General features: G+C 45.9%; 19 protein-coding genes and 1 pseudogene. 12 read left to right on the top strand and 8 right to left on the bottom strand.

From position 1 onward, the window contains the following. Positions 1 to 108 precede the first annotated feature (108 nt). Positions 109 to 849, top strand: a complete 741-nt coding sequence (yjjG, locus tag SPUTW3181_RS19520; protein WP_041408476.1) for a pyrimidine 5'-nucleotidase — start codon at positions 109 to 111, stop codon at positions 847 to 849. 28 nt (positions 850 to 877) lie between these two features. On the opposite strand, the pseudogene SPUTW3181_RS19515 reads toward yjjG, so the two are convergent. Further along, a pseudogene (locus tag SPUTW3181_RS19515) lies at positions 878 to 1,515 on the bottom strand (ERCC4 domain-containing protein). Positions 1,516 to 1,696: 181 nt separating this feature from the next. Between SPUTW3181_RS19515 and SPUTW3181_RS19510 the strand changes: the two are divergent. Further along, positions 1,697 to 2,107, top strand: coding sequence for a YkgJ family cysteine cluster protein (locus tag SPUTW3181_RS19510; RefSeq protein WP_011790993.1), 411 nt, complete (start codon positions 1,697 to 1,699; stop codon positions 2,105 to 2,107). Between the two features lie 537 nt (positions 2,108 to 2,644). After that, positions 2,645 to 3,961: a hemolysin family protein gene (locus SPUTW3181_RS19505; protein WP_011790992.1), complete on the top strand. Its 1,317-nt coding sequence runs from the start codon at positions 2,645 to 2,647 to the stop codon at positions 3,959 to 3,961. Here the strand turns inward: SPUTW3181_RS19505 and ilvY are convergent. Further along, on the bottom strand, positions 3,958 to 4,830 hold the full coding sequence (ilvY, locus tag SPUTW3181_RS19500) for an HTH-type transcriptional activator IlvY (RefSeq protein WP_041408474.1): 873 nt from the start codon (positions 4,828 to 4,830) through the stop codon (positions 3,958 to 3,960). The two genes, SPUTW3181_RS19505 and ilvY, sit on opposite strands and share 4 nt — an antisense overlap. 232 nt (positions 4,831 to 5,062) lie before the next feature. Here ilvY and ilvC point away from each other — a divergent pair, with 232 nt between their 5' ends. The 8 genes from ilvC (at position 5,063) to SPUTW3181_RS19455 (ending at position 15,356) form a co-directional block, all read left to right on the top strand. Then, on the top strand, positions 5,063 to 6,541 hold the full coding sequence (ilvC, locus tag SPUTW3181_RS19495) for a ketol-acid reductoisomerase (RefSeq protein ID WP_011790990.1): 1,479 nt from the start codon (positions 5,063 to 5,065) through the stop codon (positions 6,539 to 6,541). 611 nt (positions 6,542 to 7,152) lie between these two features. Continuing rightward, complete coding sequence (gene ilvG, locus SPUTW3181_RS19485; RefSeq protein WP_011790989.1) at positions 7,153 to 8,826, top strand: acetolactate synthase 2 catalytic subunit; 1,674 nt, start codon at positions 7,153 to 7,155, stop codon at positions 8,824 to 8,826. Further along, positions 8,823 to 9,080 carry an acetolactate synthase 2 small subunit gene (ilvM, locus tag SPUTW3181_RS19480; protein WP_007651625.1) on the top strand — a complete coding sequence of 86 codons (258 nt, stop codon included), beginning with the start codon at positions 8,823 to 8,825 and terminating at the stop codon, positions 9,078 to 9,080. Before ilvG ends, ilvM begins: the two co-directional genes overlap by 4 nt. A gap of 57 nt (positions 9,081 to 9,137) precedes the next feature. Beyond that, positions 9,138 to 10,997 carry a dihydroxy-acid dehydratase gene (ilvD, locus tag SPUTW3181_RS19475; protein ID WP_011790988.1) on the top strand — a complete coding sequence of 620 codons (1,860 nt, stop codon included), beginning with the start codon at positions 9,138 to 9,140 and terminating at the stop codon, positions 10,995 to 10,997. Between the two features lie 17 nt (positions 10,998 to 11,014). Continuing rightward, positions 11,015 to 12,610, top strand: a complete 1,596-nt coding sequence (gene ilvA / locus SPUTW3181_RS19470) for a threonine ammonia-lyase, biosynthetic (protein WP_041408472.1) — start codon at positions 11,015 to 11,017, stop codon at positions 12,608 to 12,610. A gap of 240 nt (positions 12,611 to 12,850) precedes the next feature. Then, positions 12,851 to 13,984 (top strand): pyridoxal-phosphate-dependent aminotransferase family protein, encoded by a 1,134-nt coding sequence (locus SPUTW3181_RS19465; protein ID WP_011790986.1) that lies wholly within the window; start codon positions 12,851 to 12,853, stop codon positions 13,982 to 13,984. Between the two features lie 185 nt (positions 13,985 to 14,169). Further along, positions 14,170 to 14,790, top strand: a complete 621-nt coding sequence (locus SPUTW3181_RS19460; RefSeq protein WP_011790985.1) for a hypothetical protein — start codon at positions 14,170 to 14,172, stop codon at positions 14,788 to 14,790. Positions 14,791 to 14,837: 47 nt separating this feature from the next. Then, entirely contained in the window at positions 14,838 to 15,356 is a 519-nt protein-coding gene (locus SPUTW3181_RS19455; RefSeq protein WP_011790984.1) for a DUF4303 domain-containing protein, read from the top strand. A 624-nt stretch (positions 15,357 to 15,980) separates the two neighbouring features. On the opposite strand, the gene SPUTW3181_RS19450 is transcribed toward SPUTW3181_RS19455, so the two are convergent. Beyond that, the gene (locus SPUTW3181_RS19450; RefSeq protein ID WP_041408262.1) at positions 15,981 to 16,781 is read right to left on the bottom strand and encodes an LPO_1073/Vpar_1526 family protein; all 801 of its coding nucleotides are present in this window, start codon (positions 16,779 to 16,781) and stop codon (positions 15,981 to 15,983) included. Next, positions 16,771 to 16,953: a hypothetical protein gene (locus SPUTW3181_RS19445; RefSeq protein ID WP_041408261.1), complete on the bottom strand. Its 183-nt coding sequence runs from the start codon at positions 16,951 to 16,953 to the stop codon at positions 16,771 to 16,773. The genes SPUTW3181_RS19450 and SPUTW3181_RS19445 overlap by 11 nt, the downstream gene beginning before the upstream one ends. Positions 16,954 to 17,507: 554 nt before the next feature. Here SPUTW3181_RS19445 and SPUTW3181_RS19440 point away from each other — a divergent pair. Further along, positions 17,508 to 18,383 (top strand): Tim44 domain-containing protein, encoded by an 876-nt coding sequence (locus SPUTW3181_RS19440; protein ID WP_011790982.1) that lies wholly within the window; start codon positions 17,508 to 17,510, stop codon positions 18,381 to 18,383. Between the two features lie 193 nt (positions 18,384 to 18,576). On the opposite strand, the gene SPUTW3181_RS19435 is transcribed toward SPUTW3181_RS19440, so the two are convergent. The 4 genes from SPUTW3181_RS19435 to SPUTW3181_RS19420 all read right to left on the bottom strand — a co-directional run bounded on the left by SPUTW3181_RS19435 (position 18,577) and on the right by SPUTW3181_RS19420 (position 24,014). Further along, complete coding sequence (locus SPUTW3181_RS19435; protein WP_011790981.1) at positions 18,577 to 19,386, bottom strand: phosphatase PAP2 family protein; 810 nt, start codon at positions 19,384 to 19,386, stop codon at positions 18,577 to 18,579. A 93-nt stretch (positions 19,387 to 19,479) separates the two neighbouring features. Next, entirely contained in the window at positions 19,480 to 20,958 is a 1,479-nt protein-coding gene (gene creD / locus SPUTW3181_RS19430; protein WP_011790980.1) for a cell envelope integrity protein CreD, read from the bottom strand. Positions 20,959 to 21,409: 451 nt separating this feature from the next. Next, positions 21,410 to 22,819, bottom strand: a complete 1,410-nt coding sequence (locus SPUTW3181_RS19425; protein ID WP_011790979.1) for an ammonia-forming cytochrome c nitrite reductase subunit c552 — start codon at positions 22,817 to 22,819, stop codon at positions 21,410 to 21,412. Further along, positions 22,803 to 24,014 carry an NnrS family protein gene (locus SPUTW3181_RS19420; protein ID WP_011790978.1) on the bottom strand — a complete coding sequence of 404 codons (1,212 nt, stop codon included), beginning with the start codon at positions 24,012 to 24,014 and terminating at the stop codon, positions 22,803 to 22,805. The genes SPUTW3181_RS19425 and SPUTW3181_RS19420 overlap by 17 nt, the downstream gene beginning before the upstream one ends. Between the last annotated feature and the right edge of the window lie 40 nt (positions 24,015 to 24,054).

Genomic DNA, 24,054 nt, shown 5'->3' with positions numbered 1-24,054 from the left:
TGAAGCCTCGTTATTTTTGGATTCATCACTCATTGTTTATCACTTATCTTGATTACTGTTCGGCAACTCGCCGCAGCAGTGCCGCAATTGCCGATGTACCATTCTCTGATGCCTCTGAACGGCATAGGAATGGATCTTAGCTATTTTGTTAGAAAGAGAGTTCCTATGTCATTGCCATACCAATGGATTCTGTTCGATGCCGACGAAACCCTATTTTATTTCGATGCCTTAAAAGGGCTTAAGTTGATGTTTGGTGAGTTTGGGGTCGATTTTACTCAAGCGGATTTTGATGAGTATCAGTTAGTTAATAAACCGCTATGGGTTGACTATCAAGACGGTAAAATCACTGCTGCCGAATTGCAAACCACACGTTTCGAGCCTTGGGCTGTCAAACTTGCGGTAGCGCCGCAAGCGCTCAATAGTGCCTTTTTATCTGCTATGGCTGAAATTTGTGCGCCGCTACCTGGTGCGCGCGAGTTGTTAGCCGCGCTGCAAGGTAAGGCTAAATTAGGCATCATCACCAACGGTTTTACTGAGCTACAAACCGTGCGGTTAGAGCGCACAGGCTTACAGCATCATTTTGATATTTTAGTGATTTCAGAAAAAGTCGGCATGGCAAAACCCGATGTGGGTATCTTCGAACATGCCTTTGAATTGATGGGGCATCCTGAGCGTGAAACTGTGCTTATGGTCGGCGATAACCCGCATTCCGATATTCAAGGCGGTATCAATGCAGGGATTCATACTTGCTGGTATAACGTCCACGGCCACGATGTGCCCGCAGGGATTACTCCGCACTATCAAGTGCGCTCCCATCAAGAACTGCATAGTCTGTTGCTCGGGGTGTAAACGGCATAATTTTCAAATAGCTGCTTAATCAACCCGTTAGTGCTTCACGGATCTTTCTGGCTTTTTCCTTACCTATGCCTTCGACTCGGATTAATGCCTCTTCCGGAGCGGTAAAAATGGCCTCGATATTTTTGAAGTGGTACAGCAGTCGGCTAGCAAGCTTGGGGTCTACTTCTGGTAGGCTTTGCAAGATAAACAATTGCTGATTCTTCTTGCGTTTGGGCTTACGTCCCGTAAGGGTTAATTCATTTTCTCTACGGTTTAACTGAGAGGCGCAAAAATACAGTATTTTGGCCGTTTCCGTTTGCGATAAACTGCGGAGTATTGGGATATGGAAATTGATTGAAATGGAGCACAGCGTGCCGATAAGTGCCTCTCTGCGGATCTGGTAACCTGCGATATCTTGAGTGCAGCCTTCGAGGAGTTGGGCTGTGTGGCTTGGGCTCGCGGCTAGTCTGGCAATTTGAGAAAATAGTCGGCCATCGCATAAGGATTGCACTAGATCGGGCAAGGTTTTACGTTCAATCAGCCAATCATTGAGTTGATAATCACCCAATTTAGGCGTTTTTTGATGAGCGAAAGATCTTCGTGCAGTGACAATTCATAGAGGATTGTTTCTGCATGTTCTCTATCGTCATAAAAAAGGGGGATTATATCTGCAGCCAATGTTAGTGAGCTCTGCCGAGTGACACATTCAGGATTGCTTATGAGTGTAGTCAGGCCGAGTCACAGGTACCAAAGTTGCCTTCAGCTTTGTTAATCATCAACTTAAAATGAAGTGAGATGTATATGGCGTTTTTGCCTGCTATAATGCCCGCCCTTTATTTCCAACCTTTAGGTATTCAAGGTGTCAAAACGTGGCAAAAGCATAGTAAGCGCCGTTTCGATTTTTAATATCGATGATTTGTCCACGTGGCAAAAATATCGTAAAGGTCTGTGCGATACTTGCCATGCCACTTGTTGTACTCTGCCAGTAGAAGTTAGGGTGAGCGATTTAGTGCGGATGGCGCTAGTGGATGAATTTGAGGCCGAAGGCGATCTCAAAAGCATTGCTAAGCGTCTGCAAAAAGCCCGTTTAATCGATCATTTTAACCATAAGACTGCAATTTTTACCTTGGCGCGTATGGCGAATGATGATTGCCTATATTTAGATAGTCACACGCGTCGTTGCACTATTTATCATCAGCGGCCAGAGACTTGCCGCAATCATCCTCAAATTGGTCCTAAGCCTAATTTTTGCCCCTATTGCCCTCGCTAGTCCTTCGTCTACTTGCTCTCAGTTGTAGTCTTTTATGGCGGCAATCTTGTTGGGAATTGGCCTCGCTATCCATAGATTTTTATTTTCAAAAACGCTGACAACATATTGATATAAAAAGCATGAAATGCACTATCTGTTTGTGCTGACTAATAAAAATAGCTTGGGATGAGATCATAATAAGCAGCAAATAGGATATAATCTGTTACCCGTTGTAATTTAACGTAGCACTCATCGCTGTATCTGTGGTGCCATTCTGGGCTTCTTTCAAACAATATAGCTAAGTCGAAGCTTGCATATAATTGGCTCTCTGCGAGAGCAGAGTCACGCCCCGTTGGACGATAAGTCGATATAATCTTGGCTTGTATCTAGCGCAATTTAGATACCCATTTAAATGAGTCTTGCCATGTGTTTACAACGAGTTAGTCCAGTGAGTGGTTACATTTGTATGGTATAGCAGTGCCAATAATTTAACTGACACGCGAGCAATAAAGGTGCGGGTCAGTCCTAGTGAGTCCAGTGTTAAAAGAAAGGTGTTACATGAGTATCTTTGATAACGTGATGATTATATTGTGCTTAATTGGAGCAAGTTGCTTTTTCTCTATGTCAGAGATTGCACTCGCCGCATCGCGAAAAATCCGTTTACGCCAGTTAGCCGATGAAGGTGATGGGCGTGCTGAAAAAGTACTGCAATTGCAAGCTCATCCAGGAAGCTTTTTTACCGTAGTGCAGATAGGCCTAAATGGTGTTGCCATCATGGGAGGGATCGTGGGCGAGTCGGCATTTCGTCCTTATTTCTATGAATTACTCAGCCCTTGGTTAACAGGAACTTGGCTCAGCCAAGTGAGCTTTGTGCTTTCCTTCGTTTTAGTGACCAGTGCATTTATTTTAGTGGCAGATCTTATGCCTAAGCGTATTGCGATGGCGATGCCTGAGCCTGTTGCTTTGGCAGTTGTGGGGCCAATGAGCTTCTGTATTGCGCTTCTTCGTCCGCTGGTGTGGTTTTTTAATGGTCTGGCAACGGCGATTTTTAAGTTGTTGCAAATTCCGACTGTACGCAATGATGAAATCACATCCGATGATATTTACGCAGTTATGAATGCGGGTGCCGAAGCTGGCGTATTGGATCGTGGTGATCAACAGATGATGGAGAATGTGTTTGAAATGCAAACCGTTTCCGTTACTTCAGCTATGACTGCCCGCGAAAGTTTAGTGTACTTTTTACTGCAAGATAGCGAAGAGGATATTAAACGTAAGATCTCCGAAGATCCTCATACTAAGTTCCTCGTCTGTGATGGGCAGTTGGATATGGTGAAAGGCTTTGTGGATGCTAAAGAGCTACTGATACGAGTCATTAATGGTGAAGATATTACATTAAAAGACAGTAGCTTAGTGCATACCTCCCTAATTATTCCCGATACCTTGAGCCTGTCTGAGGCGATGGAATATTTTAAAAATAGTCGCGCCGATTTTGCCGTGGTGATGAACGAATATGCCTTAGTGGTGGGGATTGTGACTACCAACGATTTACAACGCGCGGTAATGGGGGCTTGGTCTTTGCACGAAAGCGAGGAGCAGATTATCGCCCGCGATGGTAACTCTTGGCTAGTCGATGGGGTCACGCCTATCACAGATGTGATGCGCGCCTTTGATATTGAGGAGTTCCCGCATAATCAAAACTACGAAACCATCGCCGGTTTTATGATGTATATGCTACGTAAAATCCCTAAGCGTACTGACTTTGTGAATTATGCGGGTTACAAGTTTGAGGTTGTGGATATCGATGCCTACAAGGTTGATCAATTGTTGGTGACGCGAATTGATTCTAGCGATAAACAGATATCACCCGATACCTAAATCACTTCTAAGAAAGCGCTCAGTATCGGGTCATCCAGCCGTTTTACCTTGCAGCAGCAACCGAGTTCAAATGGCGGTATTGTAACGGGTGAGGTGAGTAACTGGATGCGATCTCGCACAGGACTGTTATTGATCACCACTTCTGGGCTGATGCTCACGCCGCAGCCTAACGCTACCATAGAGGCGATCGCTTCTTGACCCGACACTTGAGCGTAAATATTAGGGCTGATGCCCATTTGTTTGAACCAGTTATCGGCGCGGCGCCGTCCTGGGCCGTGATCTGGGATGATAAAGGGCACGCTCGACCAATCGATGGGCGTTTGACTCACTTGTTGCTGTACTGCACAGCGGATCGTCGGTGCGATAATCGACAGTGGCACATCGTCGATTTTGGCAAAGTGTAAGCTGCTGGGGAAGGGATCGGGCAGGGCGGCGATGGCAATATCGGCTCGATTCTGTTGCACTTCTGCCAGCGCATTGGCCGCATCTCCCGTTGTCAAGGCGATTTCCACAAAGGGATGCTCTTGGCGGAATAAATCCAATAAATGCGGTAAATGGCTGTAGGCGGCAGTGACCGAGCAATACAGATTCAACCGACCGCGCAGCACATCTTGCTTAAGGTCGATACTGTGCCTGAGCGTGCTCCAATGGTGCAAGGTCTGCTCGGCGAACAGCTTAAATTCGCGCCCTGCATGGGTTAAGGTCACGCTGCGATTATCCCGCTCTAACAGCTTAGCGTTCACTTCTTCTTCTAATCTTTGCAGTGCTCGGCTTAAGGTCGATGGACTCACATGCATCTGCTCCGCCGTCTTGGCGAAGTGCAAACTGTCACATAAGTGCAGGTACAATTTGAGGGTACGAATATCCATGTGCTTATCCTGTTTAGCCTGAGCTTGAGTCTGCATATTGCCGCCGATGTAGCTGCCAATGTTACTGAGCGTTATTGCAGCTGACGTTGCGAATAATGCAATATGAAGTTTCGAATATATCATTTTAAGCAACGATAAGCATGGGGTATAGTGATTTCAATCACAACCATTCCTTAACATAGCGTTTAGTTTGGTTGAGTCCCCCATTCCTGACTTAAAGGTGGTATCTCAGATGGCTAACTATTTTAACTCTCTGAATTTACGTCAACAATTAGCACAGCTTGGCCAATGTCGTTTTATGGATCGCTCTGAATTTACCGACGGCTGCAATTACATTAAAGATTGGAATATTGTTATTTTAGGTTGTGGCGCCCAGGGTCTTAACCAAGGTTTGAATATGCGTGACTCAGGGCTGAATATTTCCTATGCCCTGCGCCATGAAGCGATTGAACAAAAACGAGCTTCGTGGCAGAAGGCGACCGATAACGGTTTCCGTGTTGGTACCTTTGAAGAATTAATTCCCACGGCGGATCTAGTGCTTAACTTGACGCCAGACAAACAGCATTCCAACGTGGTTAACGCGGTTATGCCACTGATGAAGCAAGGTGCAACCTTGTCTTATTCCCACGGCTTCAACATCGTTGAAGAGGGCATGCAAGTCCGTCCTGATATTACGGTTATTATGGTTGCGCCTAAGTGCCCAGGTACTGAAGTACGTGAAGAATACAAACGTGGTTTTGGTGTCCCTACTCTGATTGCAGTACATCCTGAAAACGATCCAAAGGGTGACGGCTTAGAGATTGCTAAAGCCTATGCTAGCGCAACCGGTGGTGACAGAGCGGGTGTGTTACTGTCCTCCTTTATCGCCGAAGTGAAGTCGGATCTGATGGGCGAGCAGACTATCCTCTGCGGTATGTTGCAGACGGGCGCCATCCTAGGTTATGAGAAAATGGTTGCCGATGGCGTTGAGCCAGGTTACGCGGCCAAGCTTATCCAGCAAGGTTGGGAAACGGTCACTGAAGCGCTGAAACACGGCGGCATCACTAACATGATGGACCGTTTGTCTAATCCAGCCAAGATTAAAGCCTTTGAAATTGCAGAAGATTTAAAAGAAATCCTCCAGCCATTATTTGAAAAACACATGGATGACATCATCAGCGGCGAATTCTCACGCACTATGATGGAAGATTGGGCGAACGATGATGCGAACTTACTGCGTTGGAGAGCGGAAACTGGCGAAACCGGTTTCGAAAATGCGCCCGTATCGAGCGAGCATATCGACGAACAAACCTATTTCGACAAAGGTATTTTCCTTGTTGCTATGATCAAAGCGGGTGTGGAACTGGCGTTCGATACCATGGTGTCTGCGGGTATCGTGGAAGAGTCGGCCTATTATGAGTCACTGCACGAAACCCCACTGATCGCCAACACTATTGCTCGTAAACGTTTGTACGAAATGAACGTGGTAATTTCAGACACCGCCGAATACGGTTGCTACCTGTTCAATCACGCCGCAGTACCTATGCTGCGCGACTATGTGAATGCCATGTCGCCAGAGTATTTAGGTGCGGGCCTGAAAGACAGTTCTAACAGCGTTGATAACCTGCAATTAATCGCGATTAACGATGCGATTCGTCACACCGCTGTGGAATATGTTGGTGCTGAACTTCGTGGTTATATGACTGATATGAAAAGTATTGTTGGGGCGTAACGATTAAGTAATCTCTTCAAATTACGGGCTAAGACTCGACGGATGCGAGTCTTAGCATAATACAAAATATTTACCTGCTTCGTGGGTTGTCGAGCGGGCAAAAACGACATGGGTTAGTAAGCGGTGCCGCTAGCTAACACTCGTTTATTAACGTTTTATGTTGTTGTTTTGCATTGTCTCGGCAGGGAAGCTGAATTTTTTTTGACAAAAGATATTTTTTATTGTGTTTGGCCGTCGCTTTATGGTAAAGCTAATAGCTCGCGCTAGGGCAAAGCCCAAAGCGAAACTAACTTTCAAGTCATTCTCGTTATTAAGAGAACAATTTTAGAAGCACCGATTAGGGATCCATATTGATGTTTAACCAAGCTGCCAAGCTCATTCTCGTGATTATTACCGTCGTGATTATTAAATCACAGCGGGGGCGGCGCATGGCGAACTGATAGACCTAAAAGGTTAAAAGTTTCGAAAGAACCCCCCGCTCCGAAAGGACCGGGGGGTTCTTCGTTTCAGGGCCTAGAGCAAGGTTCTAAGTTTCGAAAGAGTAACAGTTTCGAAAGCGTAAAAATCGAGTCGATTTTCGGCAATTCAGGACTAACGTAGCGAGAGAGAATATGGAACCAGGGCAGATGATCAGAGGCGCAGACGCGGTAATCAAAGTGTTAGCAGCACATGGAGTGACCACAGTGTTTGGTTATCCCGGTGGTGCCATTATGCCAATATACGATGCCCTCTATGGAAGCCCTGTTGAACATCTCTTAAGCCGTCACGAACAAGGCGCGGCCTTTGCTGCCGTAGGATACGCAAGAGCCAGCGGTAAAACCGGCGTGTGCTTTGCGACATCAGGCCCTGGCGCGACTAACCTTATCACCTCACTTGCCGATGCGTTGTTAGATTCAGTGCCTATCGTGGCTATCACAGGCCAAGTCTCTACCGCCGTTATTGGCACTGATGCGTTTCAAGAAATTGATGTGCTGGGCATGTCACTGAGCTGCACTAAGCACAGCTTTATGGTGACAGACGTCAACGACCTGATCCCAACCTTGTATCAAGCTTTTGAGATCGCCGCATCCGGCCGCCCTGGCCCTGTGTTGGTCGATATCCCGAAGGATATCCAACTTGCTCACCTCGAATACCGTACACCTTTGCTGGCCGTTATGAACGAACCACAAGCCGAGATGAGTGATATCGAGGCCGCCCGTGCGCTGTTGGCAGAAGCGAAACAACCTATGTTGTATGTCGGCGGCGGTGTGGGCATGGCGGGCGCGGTCGATCAACTGCGTGAGTTTATCAAAGTAACGGGTATACCTTCGGTCGCGACCTTGAAAGGGCTTGGCAGTATCGCCCACGGCACGCCCGGTTACTTAGGCATGTTAGGCATGCATGGTGGCAAAGCGGCTAACTTAGCGGTACAGGATTGTGATCTGCTGATCGTGGTGGGTGCCCGTTTCGATGACAGAGTCACCGGCCGTTTAGCGAGCTTTGCCGACAAGGCCAAAGTGATCCATTTAGACATAGACGCCGCTGAGCTGGGCAAGTTACGTATGCCAGAGGTGGCGATAGCCGGTGACTTACGCCAAATCCTCCCCGCCTTAGCCATGTCGATGAACATCACGCCTTGGCAGGCCGAGGTGGAGCATTTATCCCGTAAACACCAATGGGATTATCAACACCCCGGCAGTTTGATTTATGCGCCTGCGCTGCTGCGCCGTTTAGCCAATAAGTTACCCGAGGACAATGTTGTTTGTTGCGATGTGGGCCAGCACCAAATGTGGGTGGCCCAGCATATGTGGTTCCGCCGCCCTGAGGATCACCTGTCCAGCGCGGGCTTAGGCACTATGGGCTTTGGCTTGCCCGCCGCGATTGGTGCGCAAGTGGCCCGTCCCGATGCGACTGTGGTCACTGTGTCTGGCGATGGTTCTTTTATGATGAATGTGCAGGAACTGACCACCATCAAACGCCGCAAGCTACCAGTGAAAATCGTGCTGGTCGATAACCAAAAGCTTGGCATGGTGAAGCAGTGGCAACAGCTATTTTTTGAAGAGCGCTACAGTGAAACGGATTTATCCGATAACCCTGATTTTGTCTTATTGGCCTCCGCTTTTGATATTCCCGGCCGCACGATTTTTTCTTCCGACGAAGTGGAAGAAGCCTTAACCGAAATGTTAGCGGCTAAGGGCCCGTATTTGTTACACGTTGCAATCGACGATGCTTTTAACGTTTGGCCACTGGTGCCCCCCGGCGCATCAAATAGCGATATGATGGACGAAATGGAGAAACAAACATGATCCACTCTCTGGAATTAACGGTTCAACAACGCCCCGAAGTGCTTGAGCGTGTTTTGCGCGTGACTCGCCATCGTGGCTTTAGGATTACCCAAATGCAGATGCGCATGAACGACGATGCGAGTCTGTCGCTGGATATGGAGGTCGATAGCGAACGTGCCATCGAACTGTTAAGTAATCAGTTGAATAAACTGATTGATGTGACTCAATGTAAGGTATTGTTACCACTGAGCTTGCAACAAACGGCGAATGCGTAAGCCTGCGCCATATGAATTAAGAATACGATTTTCGATTTGAGATAAAGGATACAGTCAATGCCAAAGTTACGATCAGCTACCAGTACCGAAGGCCGCAATATGGCGGGTGCACGTGCGCTATGGCGCGCCACAGGGGTGAAAGACAATGATTTTGGTAAGCCGATTATTGCGATTGCTAACTCCTTTACTCAGTTTGTACCAGGCCATGTGCACTTAAAAGACATGGGCTCACTCGTCGCGAGCGCCATCGAGGAAGCGGGCGGTATCGCCAAGGAATTCAATACGATTGCCGTCGATGATGGTATCGCCATGGGCCACGGCGGCATGCTTTATAGCCTGCCATCGCGCGAGCTTATCGCCGACAGTGTGGAATACATGGTCAACGCCCACTGCGCCGATGCCTTAGTCTGTATCTCCAACTGCGACAAGATCACCCCCGGCATGTTGATGGCGGCGCTGCGCCTCAATATTCCCGTCGTATTTGTGTCTGGCGGGCCGATGGAAGCGGGTAAAACTAAGCTGTCGGATAAACTCATCAAGCTCGATTTAGTCGATGCTATGGTGGCGGGCGCCGATTCGAACGTGAGCGATGAAGACAGTGCCAAAATTGAGCGTAGCGCGTGCCCAACCTGCGGCTCTTGCTCGGGCATGTTTACCGCCAACTCGATGAACTGTTTAACCGAAGCACTAGGATTATCGCTGCCGGGTAACGGCTCTATGCTGGCAACCCATGCCGATCGCCGCGAGCTGTTTTTAGAAGCGGGTCGCCGCGTGATGGCGCTAGCAAAACGTTATTATCATCAAGATGATGAATCGGCATTGCCACGCAATATTGCGAACTTTAAAGCCTTTGAAAATGCCATGACCTTAGATATCGCCATGGGCGGTTCATCTAATACCGTATTGCATTTATTGGCCGCCGCGCAGGAAGCCGATGTCGATTTTACCATGGCGGATATTGACCGTATGTCGCGCTTGGTGCCGCACCTTTGTAAAGTTGCGCCATCGACGCCTAAATACCATATGGAAGACGTGCACCGTGCGGGCGGCGTGATGGGGATTTTAGGCGAGCTAGACAGAGCCGGATTACTGCATACCGATGTGTTCCATGTGGCGGCCGATGAAGGTGGCAATTTGAAGTCTGTATTGGCGAAATACGATGTGATGCAGACGCAAGATGAAAAAGTAAAACACTTCTTTATGGCGGGACCTGCGGGGATTCCGACCACTAAAGCCTTTAGCCAAGATTGTCGCTGGCCGTCATTGGATAATGACAGACAAGAAGGTTGTATCCGTAGCCGCGAGTTTGCCTTCAGCCAAGAGGGCGGTCTTGCCGTATTGTCGGGTAATGTGGCCGAGAACGGCTGTATCGTTAAAACGGCGGGTGTGGATGAATCGAACCTGACCTTCGTTGGTTCGGCGCGCGTCTATGAAAGCCAAGATGACGCAGTGGCGGGCATTTTAGGCGGCGAAGTGGTGGCGGGTGATGTGGTAGTTATCCGTTACGAAGGCCCGAAAGGCGGCCCGGGTATGCAAGAAATGTTGTACCCAACCAGTTACTTAAAATCACGTGGCTTAGGCAAAGCCTGTGCGCTGATAACCGACGGTCGTTTCTCCGGTGGCACTTCAGGTTTATCTATCGGCCACGTTTCACCCGAAGCGGCAGCGGGCGGCACGATCGCCTTGATTGAAAATGGCGATCGCATCGAGATTGATATTCCCAAGCGCAGTATCAAGCTGGCGTTAACTGATGCCGAATTGGCTGCTCGCCGCGAGGCCATGTTAGCGCGTGGCCCAATGGCGTGGAAACCTATAGGTCGAGAGCGTTTCGTGTCACTCGCGCTTAAGGCCTACGCCATGCTTGCTACCAGTGCCGACAAGGGCGCGGTGCGCGATCGCAGTAAACTGGAGGACTAATTATGTTTACTGCATCTATGTTGCCACTTGCGTCGCAAACTCAGGCGGATCTAGCCCATTTTCAGTTGGCACAAAGCTATCTGCAAAAAATCCTGTTGTCATCTGTGTATGACATAGCGAAAGTGACGCCGCTTTCCAGCATGAACAAGTTGTCGGCGCGTTTGGGTTGTCAGGTATTTTTGAAGCGCGAAGATATGCAGCCAGTGCATTCCTTCAAGTTACGCGGTGCCTATAACCGTATCGCCCAACTGACGAAAGAAGAATGCCAGCGCGGCGTGGTGTGTGCTTCGGCAGGCAATCATGCTCAGGGTGTAGCCATGTCGGCGGCGAGTCGCGGTGTGGATGCTGTGATTGTGATGCCTGAGACGACGCCCGATATCAAAATCGATGCGGTGCGCCGTTTAGGTGGCAACGTAGTATTGCACGGCCAAGCCTTCGATCAAGCCAATGGTTTTGCGATGACGATGGCTAAAGAAGAGGGCCGAGTCTATATTGCGCCCTTCGACGATGAAGCCGTGATCGCAGGCCAAGGCACTATCGCCCAAGAGATGTTGCAGCAGCAGCGCGATCTCGAAGTGGTATTTGTGCCCGTGGGCGGTGGCGGGCTCATCGCGGGGATCGCTGCCTATTACAAGGCGGTAATGCCGCAGGTGAAAATTGTCGGCGTCGAGCCAGAAGACGCGGCCTGTTTGAAAGCGGCGATGGAAGCGGGCGAGCCCGTGACACTGGCGCAAGTCGGTTTATTTGCCGATGGCGTGGCGGTTAAACGTATCGGCACTGAGCCGTTTCGAGTCGCGAAACTCTATGTCGATGAAGTGGTGACTGTCACCTCGGATGAAATCTGCGCCGCGGTGAAAGATATCTTCGAAGACACCCGTGCGATCGCCGAACCCGCAGGGGCCTTGTCCTTGGCTGGGCTTAAAAAATACGTCAGCACCAATGCCAGTGGAGATTGCGGCAATGGTGAAAAAGTCGCCGCGATTCTCAGTGGCGCGAATGTGAATTTCCACAGTCTGCGTTATGTGTCGGAACGCTGCGAACTCGGTGAGCAAAAAGAAGCGGTACTGGCGGTGAAAGTCCCTGAGCGTCCGGGAAGTTTCTTAACATTCTGTGAGTTGCTCGATAAGCGGGTGATGACAGAGTTTAACTATCGTTTCAGTAGTCGTGATCTTGCCGTGGTGTTTGCTGGCATTCGCTTAAGCCGAGGCCAAGGTGAGCTAGAACAAATTATCGCCACCTTAGAGGCTAATGGTTTTGAAGTTCAGGATTTATCCGGGGATGAAACTGCGAAATTGCATGTGCGTTATATGGTCGGTGGTCATCCACCAGAGCCTTTAGAGGAGCGTTTATTTAGCTTCGAGTTTCCCGAACATCCCGGTGCGCTGCTGAAGTTTTTGACCACATTGCAGAGTAAATGGAACATTAGCTTGTTCCATTATCGTAACCACGGTGCGGCTTTTGGCCGAGTGCTGGCGGGGTTTGAAGTGCCCGCGAGTGATGCCTTGCCGTTCCAACAGTTTTTAACTGAATTGGGTTTTGTCTATCAAGAGGAAACCCAAAGTCCTGCCTATCAGCTGTTTTTAAATGCGGGTAACGGTAACAAGGCGTTATAACCTTAGCGCACCATGCGCGTGATAGTTATGACTAACACAACTAAGGCTAAAGGAGGAGCGCACATGCGCTCCTTTTTGTGGTAGTTTTGTAGACTTAATACTCTAGCCGCCGATTAGCGCGCCACTGTTAAGTCGCTGACTTAATCCGCTGATGGTTAACTCGCTGGTTTTTAAAGCAGAATGGCTAACGAATAACGAATTAATATCTAGACCTCGACCTACACGCATTAAGGAGACATGATGTTACCAGCACCGCGTTTTACCGCTTTTAATCCTCCTCGCCGTATTTTAATGGGCCCTGGCCCGTCGGATGTTTATCCCGAAGTGCTTGCGGCGCAGTCCAGACCGACGGTCGGCCACTTAGACCCGCTGTTTGTGGGCATGATGGATGAGCTTAAGAGTCTGATCCAATACGCCTTCCAAACTAAAAACGAAATGACCATGGCGGTATCAGCGCCGGGCAGTGCGGGCATGGAAACCTGTTTCGTTAACTTAGTAGAGCCGGGTGAGAAGGTGATTGTCTGCCGTAACGGTGTGTTTGGTGAGCGTATGCGCCAAAACGTCGAGCGTATGGGCGCCATTGCTGTGCTGGTGGACAATGAGTGGGGCACTCCTGTCGATCCAGCCGCAGTAGAAGCGGCACTGAAAGCCAATCCCGATGCCAAATTTTTAGCCTTTGTGCACGCCGAAACCTCAACTGGCGCCTTGTCCGATGCTAAGACCTTGTGCGCATTAGCCAAAACCTATGGTTGCTTGAGCATAGTTGATGCGGTCACTTCCCTTGGCGGCGTCGAGTTAAGAGTCGATGAATGGGGCATAGATGCCATTTATTCCGGCAGTCAAAAATGCCTCTCCTGTGTACCGGGTTTATCACCCGTGTCTTTCTCGCCTGCTGCCGTCGAAAAACTCAAGAATCGCAAGACCCCAGTGCAAAGTTGGTTCCTCGATCAAAGCTTAGTGATGGCCTATTGGGCCAGCGCGGGCGGCAAACGTAGTTATCATCACACTGCGCCAGTGAATGCGCTGTATGCGCTGCATGAATCCCTGCGTATGTTAGCGGCCGAAGGTTTAGAAAATGCGTGGCAACGCCATCATGACATGCACTTAGTGCTGCGTGCTGGGCTGGAAAAATTAGGGCTAAACTTTGTGGTTGCCGAAGATTCGCGTCTGCCACAACTTAACGCAGTTTATATCCCCGCTGGCGTCGATGATGCCGCTGTGCGGGCTCGTTTGCTCAAAGATTACAATCTCGAAATCGGCGCCGGCCTTGGTGCCCTTGCGGGTAAAGCATGGCGCATCGGCCTTATGGGCTTCGGTGCTCGCCGCGAGAATGTCGCCTTATGCCTCAAGGCATTAGAAGAGGTCTTGAGCTAAGCGACTGAACCATCATCCCGGCAGTGTTTTTGAGCGGGGATCCAGTTTTTTGATAACTGAAGTTTGATTAAGCATCGTCATCCCCGCACTGCATTTGAGCGGGGATCCAGCTTTTTGGCAATCTAAGTTTGTGCTAATGCTTTCTCAGGGACATTAAAATTTTAACCTATTACAGGGTAGTTATTATGAGTATAAATCCACAGGCATTTTTTATTGTGCAATCAGATCCTGATGGTAAGGGAATACCGTATTTTATGGATAAAAATTGGACTCCTGAGTTACCTGACTATGAGATTTATGACTCACCACCTTGTGAGGGTGATTTTTTAACTGCTTATTCTCTTAAAGCAAAAGCATATCAACTGAATGGTGATTATTTGGTTGATGAAAATTTAGTTTCTAATGAAATGTTATGCTTGTGTGAAAAATTAAATGTTAAGTGTATTCGTATTCCTGTCGATATTAACCTGTATCGAGGAGTTAGGCCGCAGAAAAAGTATTTTTTATTTTTTCCATTAAGTTATTTATCTATCTTAGATAAGGATGAGTCCATTTATACTATCTCGATTGATTTAGATTCTGGAAAATTGAACACGCAAGAGGAACGTGGGTTAAAGAAGACATATTATGAGTCTATCGATAAATTTAAAATAAAGAATAATATTTGTGAACATTTATTCTTTTGTAACGAGATAGCGGCTTCAGTATGTTCTATTCAGTTTAAAAATGAGTACGAAGCTCTTGGTTTAACGGGTGTGAGTTTTAAGGAGATAAATGAACATTATCAGTATTCTGCATGGGACTGAGTGCCTCATAAAATGAAAATATTGAAGCTAAGTGCAAGGAGTGAATAATGGACTGGATTGAGTTAGAAGAAAAATGCTTTGAAACTACATACGATATAATCAAGATGTTATTGTTAGAAAACAAAGATGAGACATTCTATGCGGTATCTCTTTACACTGACAGTAGTGCTATGTCGGTATCATTAAGTGCTAGCTCTGAGGAGAAGCTTAAAAGTATTCTCGCTGATGAAGAAGAGCAGAGCATAGAGTGTGAAAGTTACTATAGATGGGCAGTATCTGAGTGGTTTTACGATGGATATAATGCGGGAGCCTTCTCCAAAATAAGTAAGATGCTTCGAGAGGACTCATCTCGAGAAATAAACTTTGCAAAGTTTAAGAGTGAACTCATTCAGACATTATCAAATGTACTGGTCAGAATAAAAAGAGAACTGCCTATTGAGCTACATTCGACAGTGTGTTTTGTTTCAGTTACTGACGACAATGAGTCTGAAGAAATAGAAAACTCTTCTGCAAAATTAATAAACGATGCACCACTTTCAATGGCATTTATTTCAAGATTTGACTAATTAATCGTACAGATTTATCTATAAGAATAGAAACATAATCATCTTTTCTTCATGGCGATTATTCTAAATCTTGATTCAAAAGATATGACTGCTGAGATGGTTTCCTCGGAAGAAATTGTAATAGTTGAATTTTATTGAAAAATTGTATTTTTACTCTGAGGATATTGATTAAGCACACTCATTTCAGTAACACACCGACTTTGGTTTAATAATAAGGCTCGACGGCAGCATCTGCTGTATATGGCTAGATTTATAACAAGGCTAGAATGTCGCGATCACATGGATGTGAATGAGTGATCATGCCGCCAATGGTCACTTCCATGACGGTGCTTAATCCAGTTAAGCTCTTGGTATGCTGAATCGTCAGCTTTTTACTTATACATCTGGATAATTTAACAATGGCTGGTCATATTCATGTTATCAACCACGGCTTGATGAACCCTTCCCTATTAGGAACTGTTATTAGTATGGTGTAAGAAGATAAAGAGATTTACTAGTTAAGTTATTGACTAACAAAGAATAATAGTCAATGCTTGACTGAGTGGAATGCAAACGAATTCCGATGAGGATCCTTACTTCTAAATGTAAACTTAGACGTATATTTCAGTCTAGACCATGCGTTAATTAAAAATTTTCCGTTTCAGAAAGCAATTGACCAATATATTTTCCTACACTTGTCAGCGAGAGCTGGCAAAATATACTAGAATGCCACAAAGGGAACAAGAGACCTATATCTGGACATTGTAGAATTATATATCCATTAGGGTCGTGAGATGTAAACTCCTGAGGGAATGCCTTTTGATAAATGTCAGCTAAGTGATTTTTTATCGATTCTTTATTGCAACAAGATGCATATAGAAGATGTTCTAAGTCAGTGGTTTCAATTTTGATTTTATTCGCTATAGGTAGGACATATTTAATTAAGTGTTCTTTTACATTTACAGCTAAATCAGACGGTTTTTGTACAGTTAATGTATATATTAGCTCTAGCGCAACTAGCTGGTTATTGGTGAGTTTTGATATTGAATTTATGGCTTCATTACAAATTACTATTTCTAATTTAGATGGAGTATTAATACGTTTGGTAAGTACATTTACAAGTAACTCTTTAATTTGAACATTTCCATTCCTTGCATACTGTTTTTGGGCTTCAAATAATACATATTGGAAATCAGGATCATTAATTGAACCAGATATTATAGGCGAATTAATGTGAAGATTGTGTAAAAAATCATTAACTAATTCTGAAGCACGATTCTCTGCTATTTCACGTGCAGTATTGCTCAGGCGATAGAAGTTTCTGTCAAAGACATCTTGCGCAACTTCTTTGGCCTCGGAATAAGATAATCCATTAGATATATTTAAATTTTGAGTTTGAACATTAACGGAGTTTGAACCACTTTTTTGTGTTTGATTAGTCTCCACTTTTTTTTCCAACTTTCAAGTTACCGCCAACTTGGATGTTGACTGAATTATGTCCAGATTTCTGTAATTGCTTTGTGGACTTACAGGCTTTAATCCAACCTATAACCGCTATTGGTATTGAAATTGCGGCACCGCTTAGTAGCCATTCTTTATTCTCTATAAACCAGCTCAATAGTGCTCTCCTAGGAAGTTATTAAATTTCAGTTACTTACAGTGCATAAATCACGTATTGGAATTGTCTTTTGTTGTATTTCTGTTATTCAGTATGTTTTATGCTATAGGAATTTTATTTTTTTGGTAGTTATTTTTTGTGCGGTTGTGATTATCAAACATTGACAATGTTTCAGCTCGTACATTCATTATTGCACTAGTTAGAAAAACAAGGCTGACATATCTTTCCTTTATGTACTTGTGCCAAATCTTGGTTCAAAAATATGCCTCTTTAGATGTTTACTTTTATCTTGGCATTGGACTTCGGGTAGTTCTGGCTATCAGGATACACGATAGTTAACGGAATTAAGCACTGGCATGTAAGTGACCGTCCGTGACAGGGATGTCACGGTCGAGCACACAGGGATGTGCTTGCTGCGCGTCACTGGAATGACAGTGCTTAATCTAAACCACTAAATATGCACAGGACTGCCAGCCTCCTCTTTTGCTAATTGACATATAATGTCATCCCGCTATTATGGCGGCACCTCAGATTACACGAACAAGATCCTATAAATGAAAAAGTTATTTATTATGCTGGCGATGATTTTTGCGGTTAGTTTAGTTACTAGCCCTGTCGTTGAAGCGAAAAAATTCGGCGGTAGTAAGTCTATCGGCAAAAGCCATCAAACCGCTCCGGCTCAACCGGCGGCGACTAATACACCCACGACTGCGCCTGCGGGAGCGCCGGGCAAAAAAGGTATGATGGGTGGCATGTTAGGCGGTTTATTAGCAGGTGGCTTATTGGCTGCGTTATTTATGGGTGAAGGTTTTGAAAATATTCAATTTATGGATATTTTGATTATCGGTTTGCTGGCATTCGTGCTATTCAAAATCGTTCGTACTGTGATGGCCTCAAAAGCGGGTGCGCAGCCAAGACCGGCCTATGCGGGGGCTGGCCAGCCAAATCCTAATTTTCAGCGCCAACAAGCAGAGCAAACAGGTTTTGCCAGCAATGCGACAAATAATGCCAACAGCGGCAGTCATGGTTTTGCCCAGGCGGCAAGCGATGTGCCCTTTAATTTACCCGCGGGTTTTGATTTACCCGGCTTTTTGGAAGGTGCTCGCAGTCATTACAAAACCCTACAATTGGCTTGGAATGAAAACGATCTAAGCAAAATCCAAGAGTATGTTTCCATTGAACTATTCAATGAACTCAGCAACCAACGCCGCGAATTAGTGGGCGACCAACACACAGAAGTGATGTTTTTGGATGCTGAACTGGTACGCGCCACGCACACTGCCAATCTTGCGGAAGTGAGTGTTAAATTTAGCGGCCGCTACCGCGATACCGTTGAAGGCGTAGAAGAGGACATTAAGGAAGTATGGCATTTGGAGCGTAACGTAGCGCAAGCCAACTCACCTTGGTTAATCGTGGGTATCGAACAGTAATCAGCCCAGTGTTCAAAGCAGCCTTAATCTCTTAAGGCTGCTGTTTATATCCCTTGAGTATCAGTCCTACCTTATCGCAACAGTTCAATTGTGTTGATAGGTTAAAAATCCAGCTGTTATTGCATTAACTCTTGGCTGTGGCAACTCTTTGATCATTCTTTGCCAAAAAACCTTCACCATGCTCTAGGCTTAGCTATTTGTGCGCATCTTTAATTACGTAGCTTGATAGAGGCCGTAATTTATCAACCAATAGTACACTGACCCAACTGATCACTGACGCTAACAGGGTAGAAAAGAGCACATCTTGCGGCCAGTGCATACCGAGCAACATCCGGCTTAATCCCATTAATAATCCCCAACCTAATAGCAGGATTGCAAACATGGGTAAGCCAGCACACAGCAAATAGTAACTGGCGGTAAGTACCAGTGTTGCAGCAAAGATAGTGTGTCCAGAAGGAAAAGAGTAACCGACTTCATCTTCCCAATGTTGATGGATACGCGAGTCGAGTTTCATCGTGGGGTCTGTGGCGATTAAGCCATCGAGTGCATTAGCGATTGTTTTAGATCGCGTCTGTTTATCCAATTGATAGAAGGCATCAAGTGAAAGCTGTTCATCTATAGGTAGTGCTTGCTCAGTGAGAAAAACCACATTAGGCCGAGGTTCTTTAAAAAAAGATTTGAGTGTATGGCTGAGGCTCAAGCTTATGACTTGGCTAATACTAATCGCTAAAAATAGACTGATAAAAAGTGGTTTAGGCATAAGACGATAGGCTATCGCCAGTACAAACAAGACCGTCGCCACGCCATAGGGGGCGGTGCCCGTGGTGGTAATCCAATATAACATTCTGGCAAATGTAGAATGCAGATCGATCAGCGGAAACAGTTGGTTTTGCGTCAGTAATAATAAGCTAGGAATCGTTGCCAGCAATAACCAAGCAAGGCCTAAACGGCAGAAAAGATTGGCGCGATGAGTCAAAATAAAAGCCTCTTTATAAAACACCATAGGCTACAAGGTGAGCATGGCTTTGCCAATAAAAAAATCCCGACAGCAAAAGGTGGCGCTGTCGGGGGTCTTCAAGGGTGGATCTGTGATGCGTTATTGCGCCGTATTTTTAGCTTGATGTCTGGTCACGAACATTAAAATGAGCAGAATGACTAACAGCAAACCTGTACCCATCAATAGGGCGTAATCTTCTAATTGCAGTATCGAATAGAGCACGGCGTACAAACTCACTAGCATTAAGCCAACGATAGAGCCGCGCTTCATGCTCGTAGTAGCGCTGCCCACATAGGCGGATACCGATAGCACAGGAATACAGGCGGCAATGAGATAAGCATGTAAGAAGGCTAAATGTTCAGATAACGATAGCAATAACAAGTAGAACAAGGCCATGGCACTGCCGACTAAAACATATTGAATCGTACTTAGGCTAGTTTTTTGACCGAGTTCGAAAATAAACAACATGATAAAAGTCAGCACGATAAACAGTAGGCCATATTTTACTGAGCGTTCTATCTTGCCGTAATGAGTCACAGGTTCAAATAACATGGCATTGGCCACGACTTCCGTGAGCGTCGATTGACTGCTCTTAATAAACTCTTGTGGATAGTTACGGGTTAAGTGGCTGATATTCCAACTAGCAGTAAATCCGTTGGCGCTGATCTTGCGCTCTGCAGGGAGCAAGCCTTTAAAACTCGGGTGTGGCCAATCCGCTTGGATATTGATCAGGGTTTGTTCACCTAATGGTAGGGCGCTAATCGATTGTGAGCCGCGCAGTGTCATCGCAAAGTTCACACTAAAATCACTTGCTTCACCGACTTGAAGCCTTTGATTAAAGCCTTTTTCTAAGCCCCCTGTGGTTAAGCCTGTACCCGACATCAGTGAGCCAGAGAGTAAAGTGGAGTCGCCTGTAATTTCTATTTTCTCCACTTTATCAATTGCTTGGTTAGATGATACTCCAAAAACTAAACGGGCATTTTTATTATCGAAGGCGATAAGGTTAGGAATGTCATAACGGTTAAGGCTGAAGTCGGCCTGACCTTGTAGTGCTGCGTTATACACAAGGGATTGGTAAATGCCGCGGGTACGGAAATCATGTTTTAGGTCTAAATCGAGGGTGAGCTTTTTCGGTAGGATCACTAGCTCATCTTGATAGGTACGCTTCACTTCATGGCGAGTTTTGCCGTCGTTACTGACTTCTTCTTGCAGCACAAAATAGCTGTAAGGGATCACCAGCACAGGACCAGAGAGAGTTTGCTGCTCACCCCATGAGCGGCCAATTTCATCGACCACGCTATGGTATAGGGCTTGGCGATCTGAGGTCATATCCATAATGATCCCTAATGGGATCAAGGCAATAATTGATAATATGCCAATGGTTAAGGCTTTTAATAAGGTGGTGTTTTTTAATGCCGTTCCCTTTGCGGTAGCTGCTGCCCACGGATCTTGTGCTGACATATCGATTCCTTGATCTCTATTAAATTTTTTGAGGAGTGCGCGCACCACAAAATAGGCTGCGGCACCAAATAACGCCAAACTTAGTAGGGTGAGTACCCAGAAAATAATGCTGAACATTGAATTTCATTCCCTATGAAATGCGGTCGTTAGGTTGAATTGTGCTAGCGGCTGATATTAAAACAGATTTGCCCCCAGAAGTTGCGGGCAAGTTGCTGATCAATAGTGGCAAAATCATGGCAATGACCACTAACACTATCTCTACTGTTTAAATGATTAGGCCGAAAAAGAGGAGGCTTTGCCGACATTTAGGATGGTTGCCCTCGTCGTCATCTTCTTTTCTAATGTGAGTCGCAGTATTTTGAAACTTTACTTGAGGGTGACTGGCTCTTGAATAGATAACCGAGTGAGTAGATTGGTGTGGATATTTTAGCGGTTCATCTACAAAGTTAAAATCTGTAATCCCTCAAGTGACACTTGAGGGATTACCATTTTACCGACTTGCCAATATCCATTTCGCTTTAAGTGTCTTCCATGATGCGAAAGAATGACTAATTGACTTTATTGCAGTTTAATAACCGTATTTGGCAACAGGATGCCAGTTTTTATTGACTTCATCTTCAATAAATTTTTGTTTTTCTTTAATTAAATCAGCTTCAACCAATCCAATTGCTTGTTGAGCTTTCTCTTTGGTGCTGATATCTGGATAGCTGACTTGTATCACTTTGAAGTGTTTTAAAACACTCGCGAGTTGATTACGTGCATCGTTGGCTTGTTCAATCGCTTTATCCAATAGCTGCTTACCTTCCTCTGGATTATGGGCATAGAGGCCATGTGAAGACATGGCAAAATCCCAGCGCCATTGACTGTGCCGTATCGCCATTATGGGTTCATTCATTTGTTCCCATTTAGCGCCTGCATCCCATGCTGCTTTGGCTTCGTAGTGAGCCTTGACGAGTAAAGATTCCACTTCGCGGGCTTTGGTTTCAATGGTTAACTTATTCGCCGCGAGTTTAGTTTCGATTTTGGTTTTACTGCTATGGCAGCCGCTGCAGCTACTATCAAAATGCGGTAAGGCTTTATCAACTTTATGGCTCGTAAATTCAACACCTTTTGCATCCTGCTGGGTTGGCATATGGCAAGTAATGCAAGTGACACCGACTTCGGCGTGTTTACTACGACTCCAGTGCTCAAACTCAGGATGACGTGCTTTGAGTATGGGCGTTTTTGAAATGGGGTGGATCCATTCAAAAAAGCGGCGAGTGTCGTAATATTTTTCAATATCATCGGCGGTACTACCAAAAATCCAAGGAATATTAACGACATTACTTTTTTCTGGACGGAAATAATAAGTCACATGACACTGACCGCACACCTGTGCGCCTTGCATATTTTTATCTTGTTTATCGAATGGCAAGTGAACTTTGGCCATTGCATCTTGAGCATGTGGGCGAGGTAAGGCTAATTTCTGTGTACCAGACTCATGGCAATCGCTGCAATAGACGACACTTTGGATCTCTTTGCCCAAATCGGTAAAGTTTTTGGCAGAGTACCCTTCAAATCCCAATTGTTCTATCAATCTGGGCGCATCAGGTGTTTTACAGGTCCAGCAACTGGCGGATAAGCCCTTCTCTCCTGCTTTAGGTGGTACGCCTGTACGTAAAGTCTGTGTCACATCGGCAACGGCGAAATGGTGTCCCCGTGGGCTATGGTACTCTTTTGCATAGGAAGATCCTGCCCAGAGTATGATACTGGCAGGATAATTTGCGAGCATATCCTCGCGCTCAACTTGTTCAGATGTGGCTTGCCAAGATTGATATTGATTAGGATATTTTTGTTGATTGCTGGTATCAGAAGCCGCTACAGATGTGCATGTAGCAATAACGAGAAAGCCAATCAGCTTGAGTAATATGACTGTTTTTAAATAAATTTTCACTTTGTATCCTTTTGTCAGAACATCAATATTAACCTGGGCGCCCATCAATACGGGGGCGGGTGAGAATAGGCAGGTAATGCCATACAAATAGTGCAAATGCGATAAACCAGCAACTGGCGGCCAACCATAACCAGACTTGTGTGTGAGCCGGAAACCAAATTGGCATTAGCGCCCTAAGCAGTGCCGCTAACGGTAGGCAGATAAATGCCAAAATCATTTTCGGGCCTTCATAAATATTTCGGCTCGTGTGTCCGAGTGACACTCTAGAAATCATTGAAAGACACAAGGTCGCCATACAACCAATGGCAAATAGGTGAAGCAAACTGCGATAGGCATATTCATTATCAAGATACCAACTCATGGCCAACAGGCTGATTGGTAGCATGAGGTAAGCAATATGTAAGGACCACAGCATGGGTTCTTTCAGTGTTTTATGGGGCAGCCAGCGTGCAAACCGAACAAGCTGCAGTAGTCCAGCGATGAGTAGCAAGCTTCGTTCAATTTCTTGTGGTATTAGATGAGTTAGTGCCTGAATAACCAGCAAGATCATCGCGAGGAGCAGGGGATATTCAATCCAAGGCAAGGGGTTTGCTTTAGTTGCTTTGATGCGCATCGCGGTAAAGAAGGGAATAACGCGTCCGGCCACTATGGTTATGAGTAAGGCTAACCACCACAACATCGCTTGCCAGATCTGATTAGCAAGAATAAAGTCTCGTTCAAACAGCGCATAGTAGCTGACATTATTAATCACGAGTGCTGCAAATAACATGATCGGAAAGCCAATATTACGCCATTGCTTCACCTTATAGATACAGCGCCAGAGGGTGAAACTTGCCATGCCAAGGAACAAAGAATCAAACAAGGCTGGCAAGATTAACGGAATTTGCATTGGGAGTAAGAGTAACAATCGCGCCAGTAACCAGCAGCTAAAGGTTAGCGCCAGTGGCCATCCCTTTAATGTGGGTTGATTGGTCCAGTTTTGGACGGCGGTCAGTAAAAACCCACATACAATTGCCATAGCAAAACCGAACAACATTTCATGTGGATGCCACCATAGTGGCAATATATTGGCCCAAAAGGAGGGGGCAAAAAAGCTATATTGGGGAGTAAACCAAGTCAACAGCCATAGTGGAATGTATAGCGCAGCAATGATAGCTCCTCCAAGAAAAAAAGGTCTAAAGCCTAAGCGCCACAGTGCATGAGTACGTTCGGTTTGTTTAGGATCATCAATATTTAGCATAGTCATTAACCTAGTGGCGGGGCTGCTCAATGGCAATACA

The organism is Shewanella sp. W3-18-1 (assembly GCF_000015185.1).
In the GTDB taxonomy this organism is placed as follows: Bacteria; Pseudomonadota; Gammaproteobacteria; order Enterobacterales; family Shewanellaceae; genus Shewanella; species Shewanella putrefaciens.
The sequence above is the reverse complement of the archived record's forward strand: the minus strand, read 5'-3'. Positions and strand labels throughout refer to the sequence as shown.

What these genes read in the sequence shown, in the direction of transcription:
- yjjG (WP_041408476.1), top strand. Translation starts at nt 109, where the DNA reads ATGCCTCTGAACGGCATAGGAATGGATCTTAGCTATTTTGTTAGAAAG.
- SPUTW3181_RS19505 (WP_011790992.1), top strand. Translation starts at nt 2,645, where the DNA reads ATGAGTATCTTTGATAACGTGATGATTATATTGTGCTTAATTGGAGCA.
- ilvY (WP_041408474.1), bottom strand. Translation starts at nt 4,830, where the DNA reads ATGGATATTCGTACCCTCAAATTGTACCTGCACTTATGTGACAGTTTG.
- ilvC (WP_011790990.1), top strand. Translation starts at nt 5,063, where the DNA reads ATGGCTAACTATTTTAACTCTCTGAATTTACGTCAACAATTAGCACAG.
- ilvG (WP_011790989.1), top strand. Translation starts at nt 7,153, where the DNA reads ATGGAACCAGGGCAGATGATCAGAGGCGCAGACGCGGTAATCAAAGTG.
- ilvM (WP_007651625.1), top strand. Translation starts at nt 8,823, where the DNA reads ATGATCCACTCTCTGGAATTAACGGTTCAACAACGCCCCGAAGTGCTT.
- ilvD (WP_011790988.1), top strand. Translation starts at nt 9,138, where the DNA reads ATGCCAAAGTTACGATCAGCTACCAGTACCGAAGGCCGCAATATGGCG.
- ilvA (WP_041408472.1), top strand. Translation starts at nt 11,015, where the DNA reads ATGTTGCCACTTGCGTCGCAAACTCAGGCGGATCTAGCCCATTTTCAG.
- SPUTW3181_RS19465 (WP_011790986.1), top strand. Translation starts at nt 12,851, where the DNA reads ATGTTACCAGCACCGCGTTTTACCGCTTTTAATCCTCCTCGCCGTATT.
- SPUTW3181_RS19460 (WP_011790985.1), top strand. Translation starts at nt 14,170, where the DNA reads ATGAGTATAAATCCACAGGCATTTTTTATTGTGCAATCAGATCCTGAT.
- SPUTW3181_RS19455 (WP_011790984.1), top strand. Translation starts at nt 14,838, where the DNA reads ATGGACTGGATTGAGTTAGAAGAAAAATGCTTTGAAACTACATACGAT.
- SPUTW3181_RS19440 (WP_011790982.1), top strand. Translation starts at nt 17,508, where the DNA reads ATGAAAAAGTTATTTATTATGCTGGCGATGATTTTTGCGGTTAGTTTA.
- SPUTW3181_RS19435 (WP_011790981.1), bottom strand. Translation starts at nt 19,386, where the DNA reads ATGGTGTTTTATAAAGAGGCTTTTATTTTGACTCATCGCGCCAATCTT.
- creD (WP_011790980.1), bottom strand. Translation starts at nt 20,958, where the DNA reads ATGTTCAGCATTATTTTCTGGGTACTCACCCTACTAAGTTTGGCGTTA.
- SPUTW3181_RS19425 (WP_011790979.1), bottom strand. Translation starts at nt 22,819, where the DNA reads ATGGGCGCCCAGGTTAATATTGATGTTCTGACAAAAGGATACAAAGTG.
- SPUTW3181_RS19420 (WP_011790978.1), bottom strand. Translation starts at nt 24,014, where the DNA reads ATGCTAAATATTGATGATCCTAAACAAACCGAACGTACTCATGCACTG.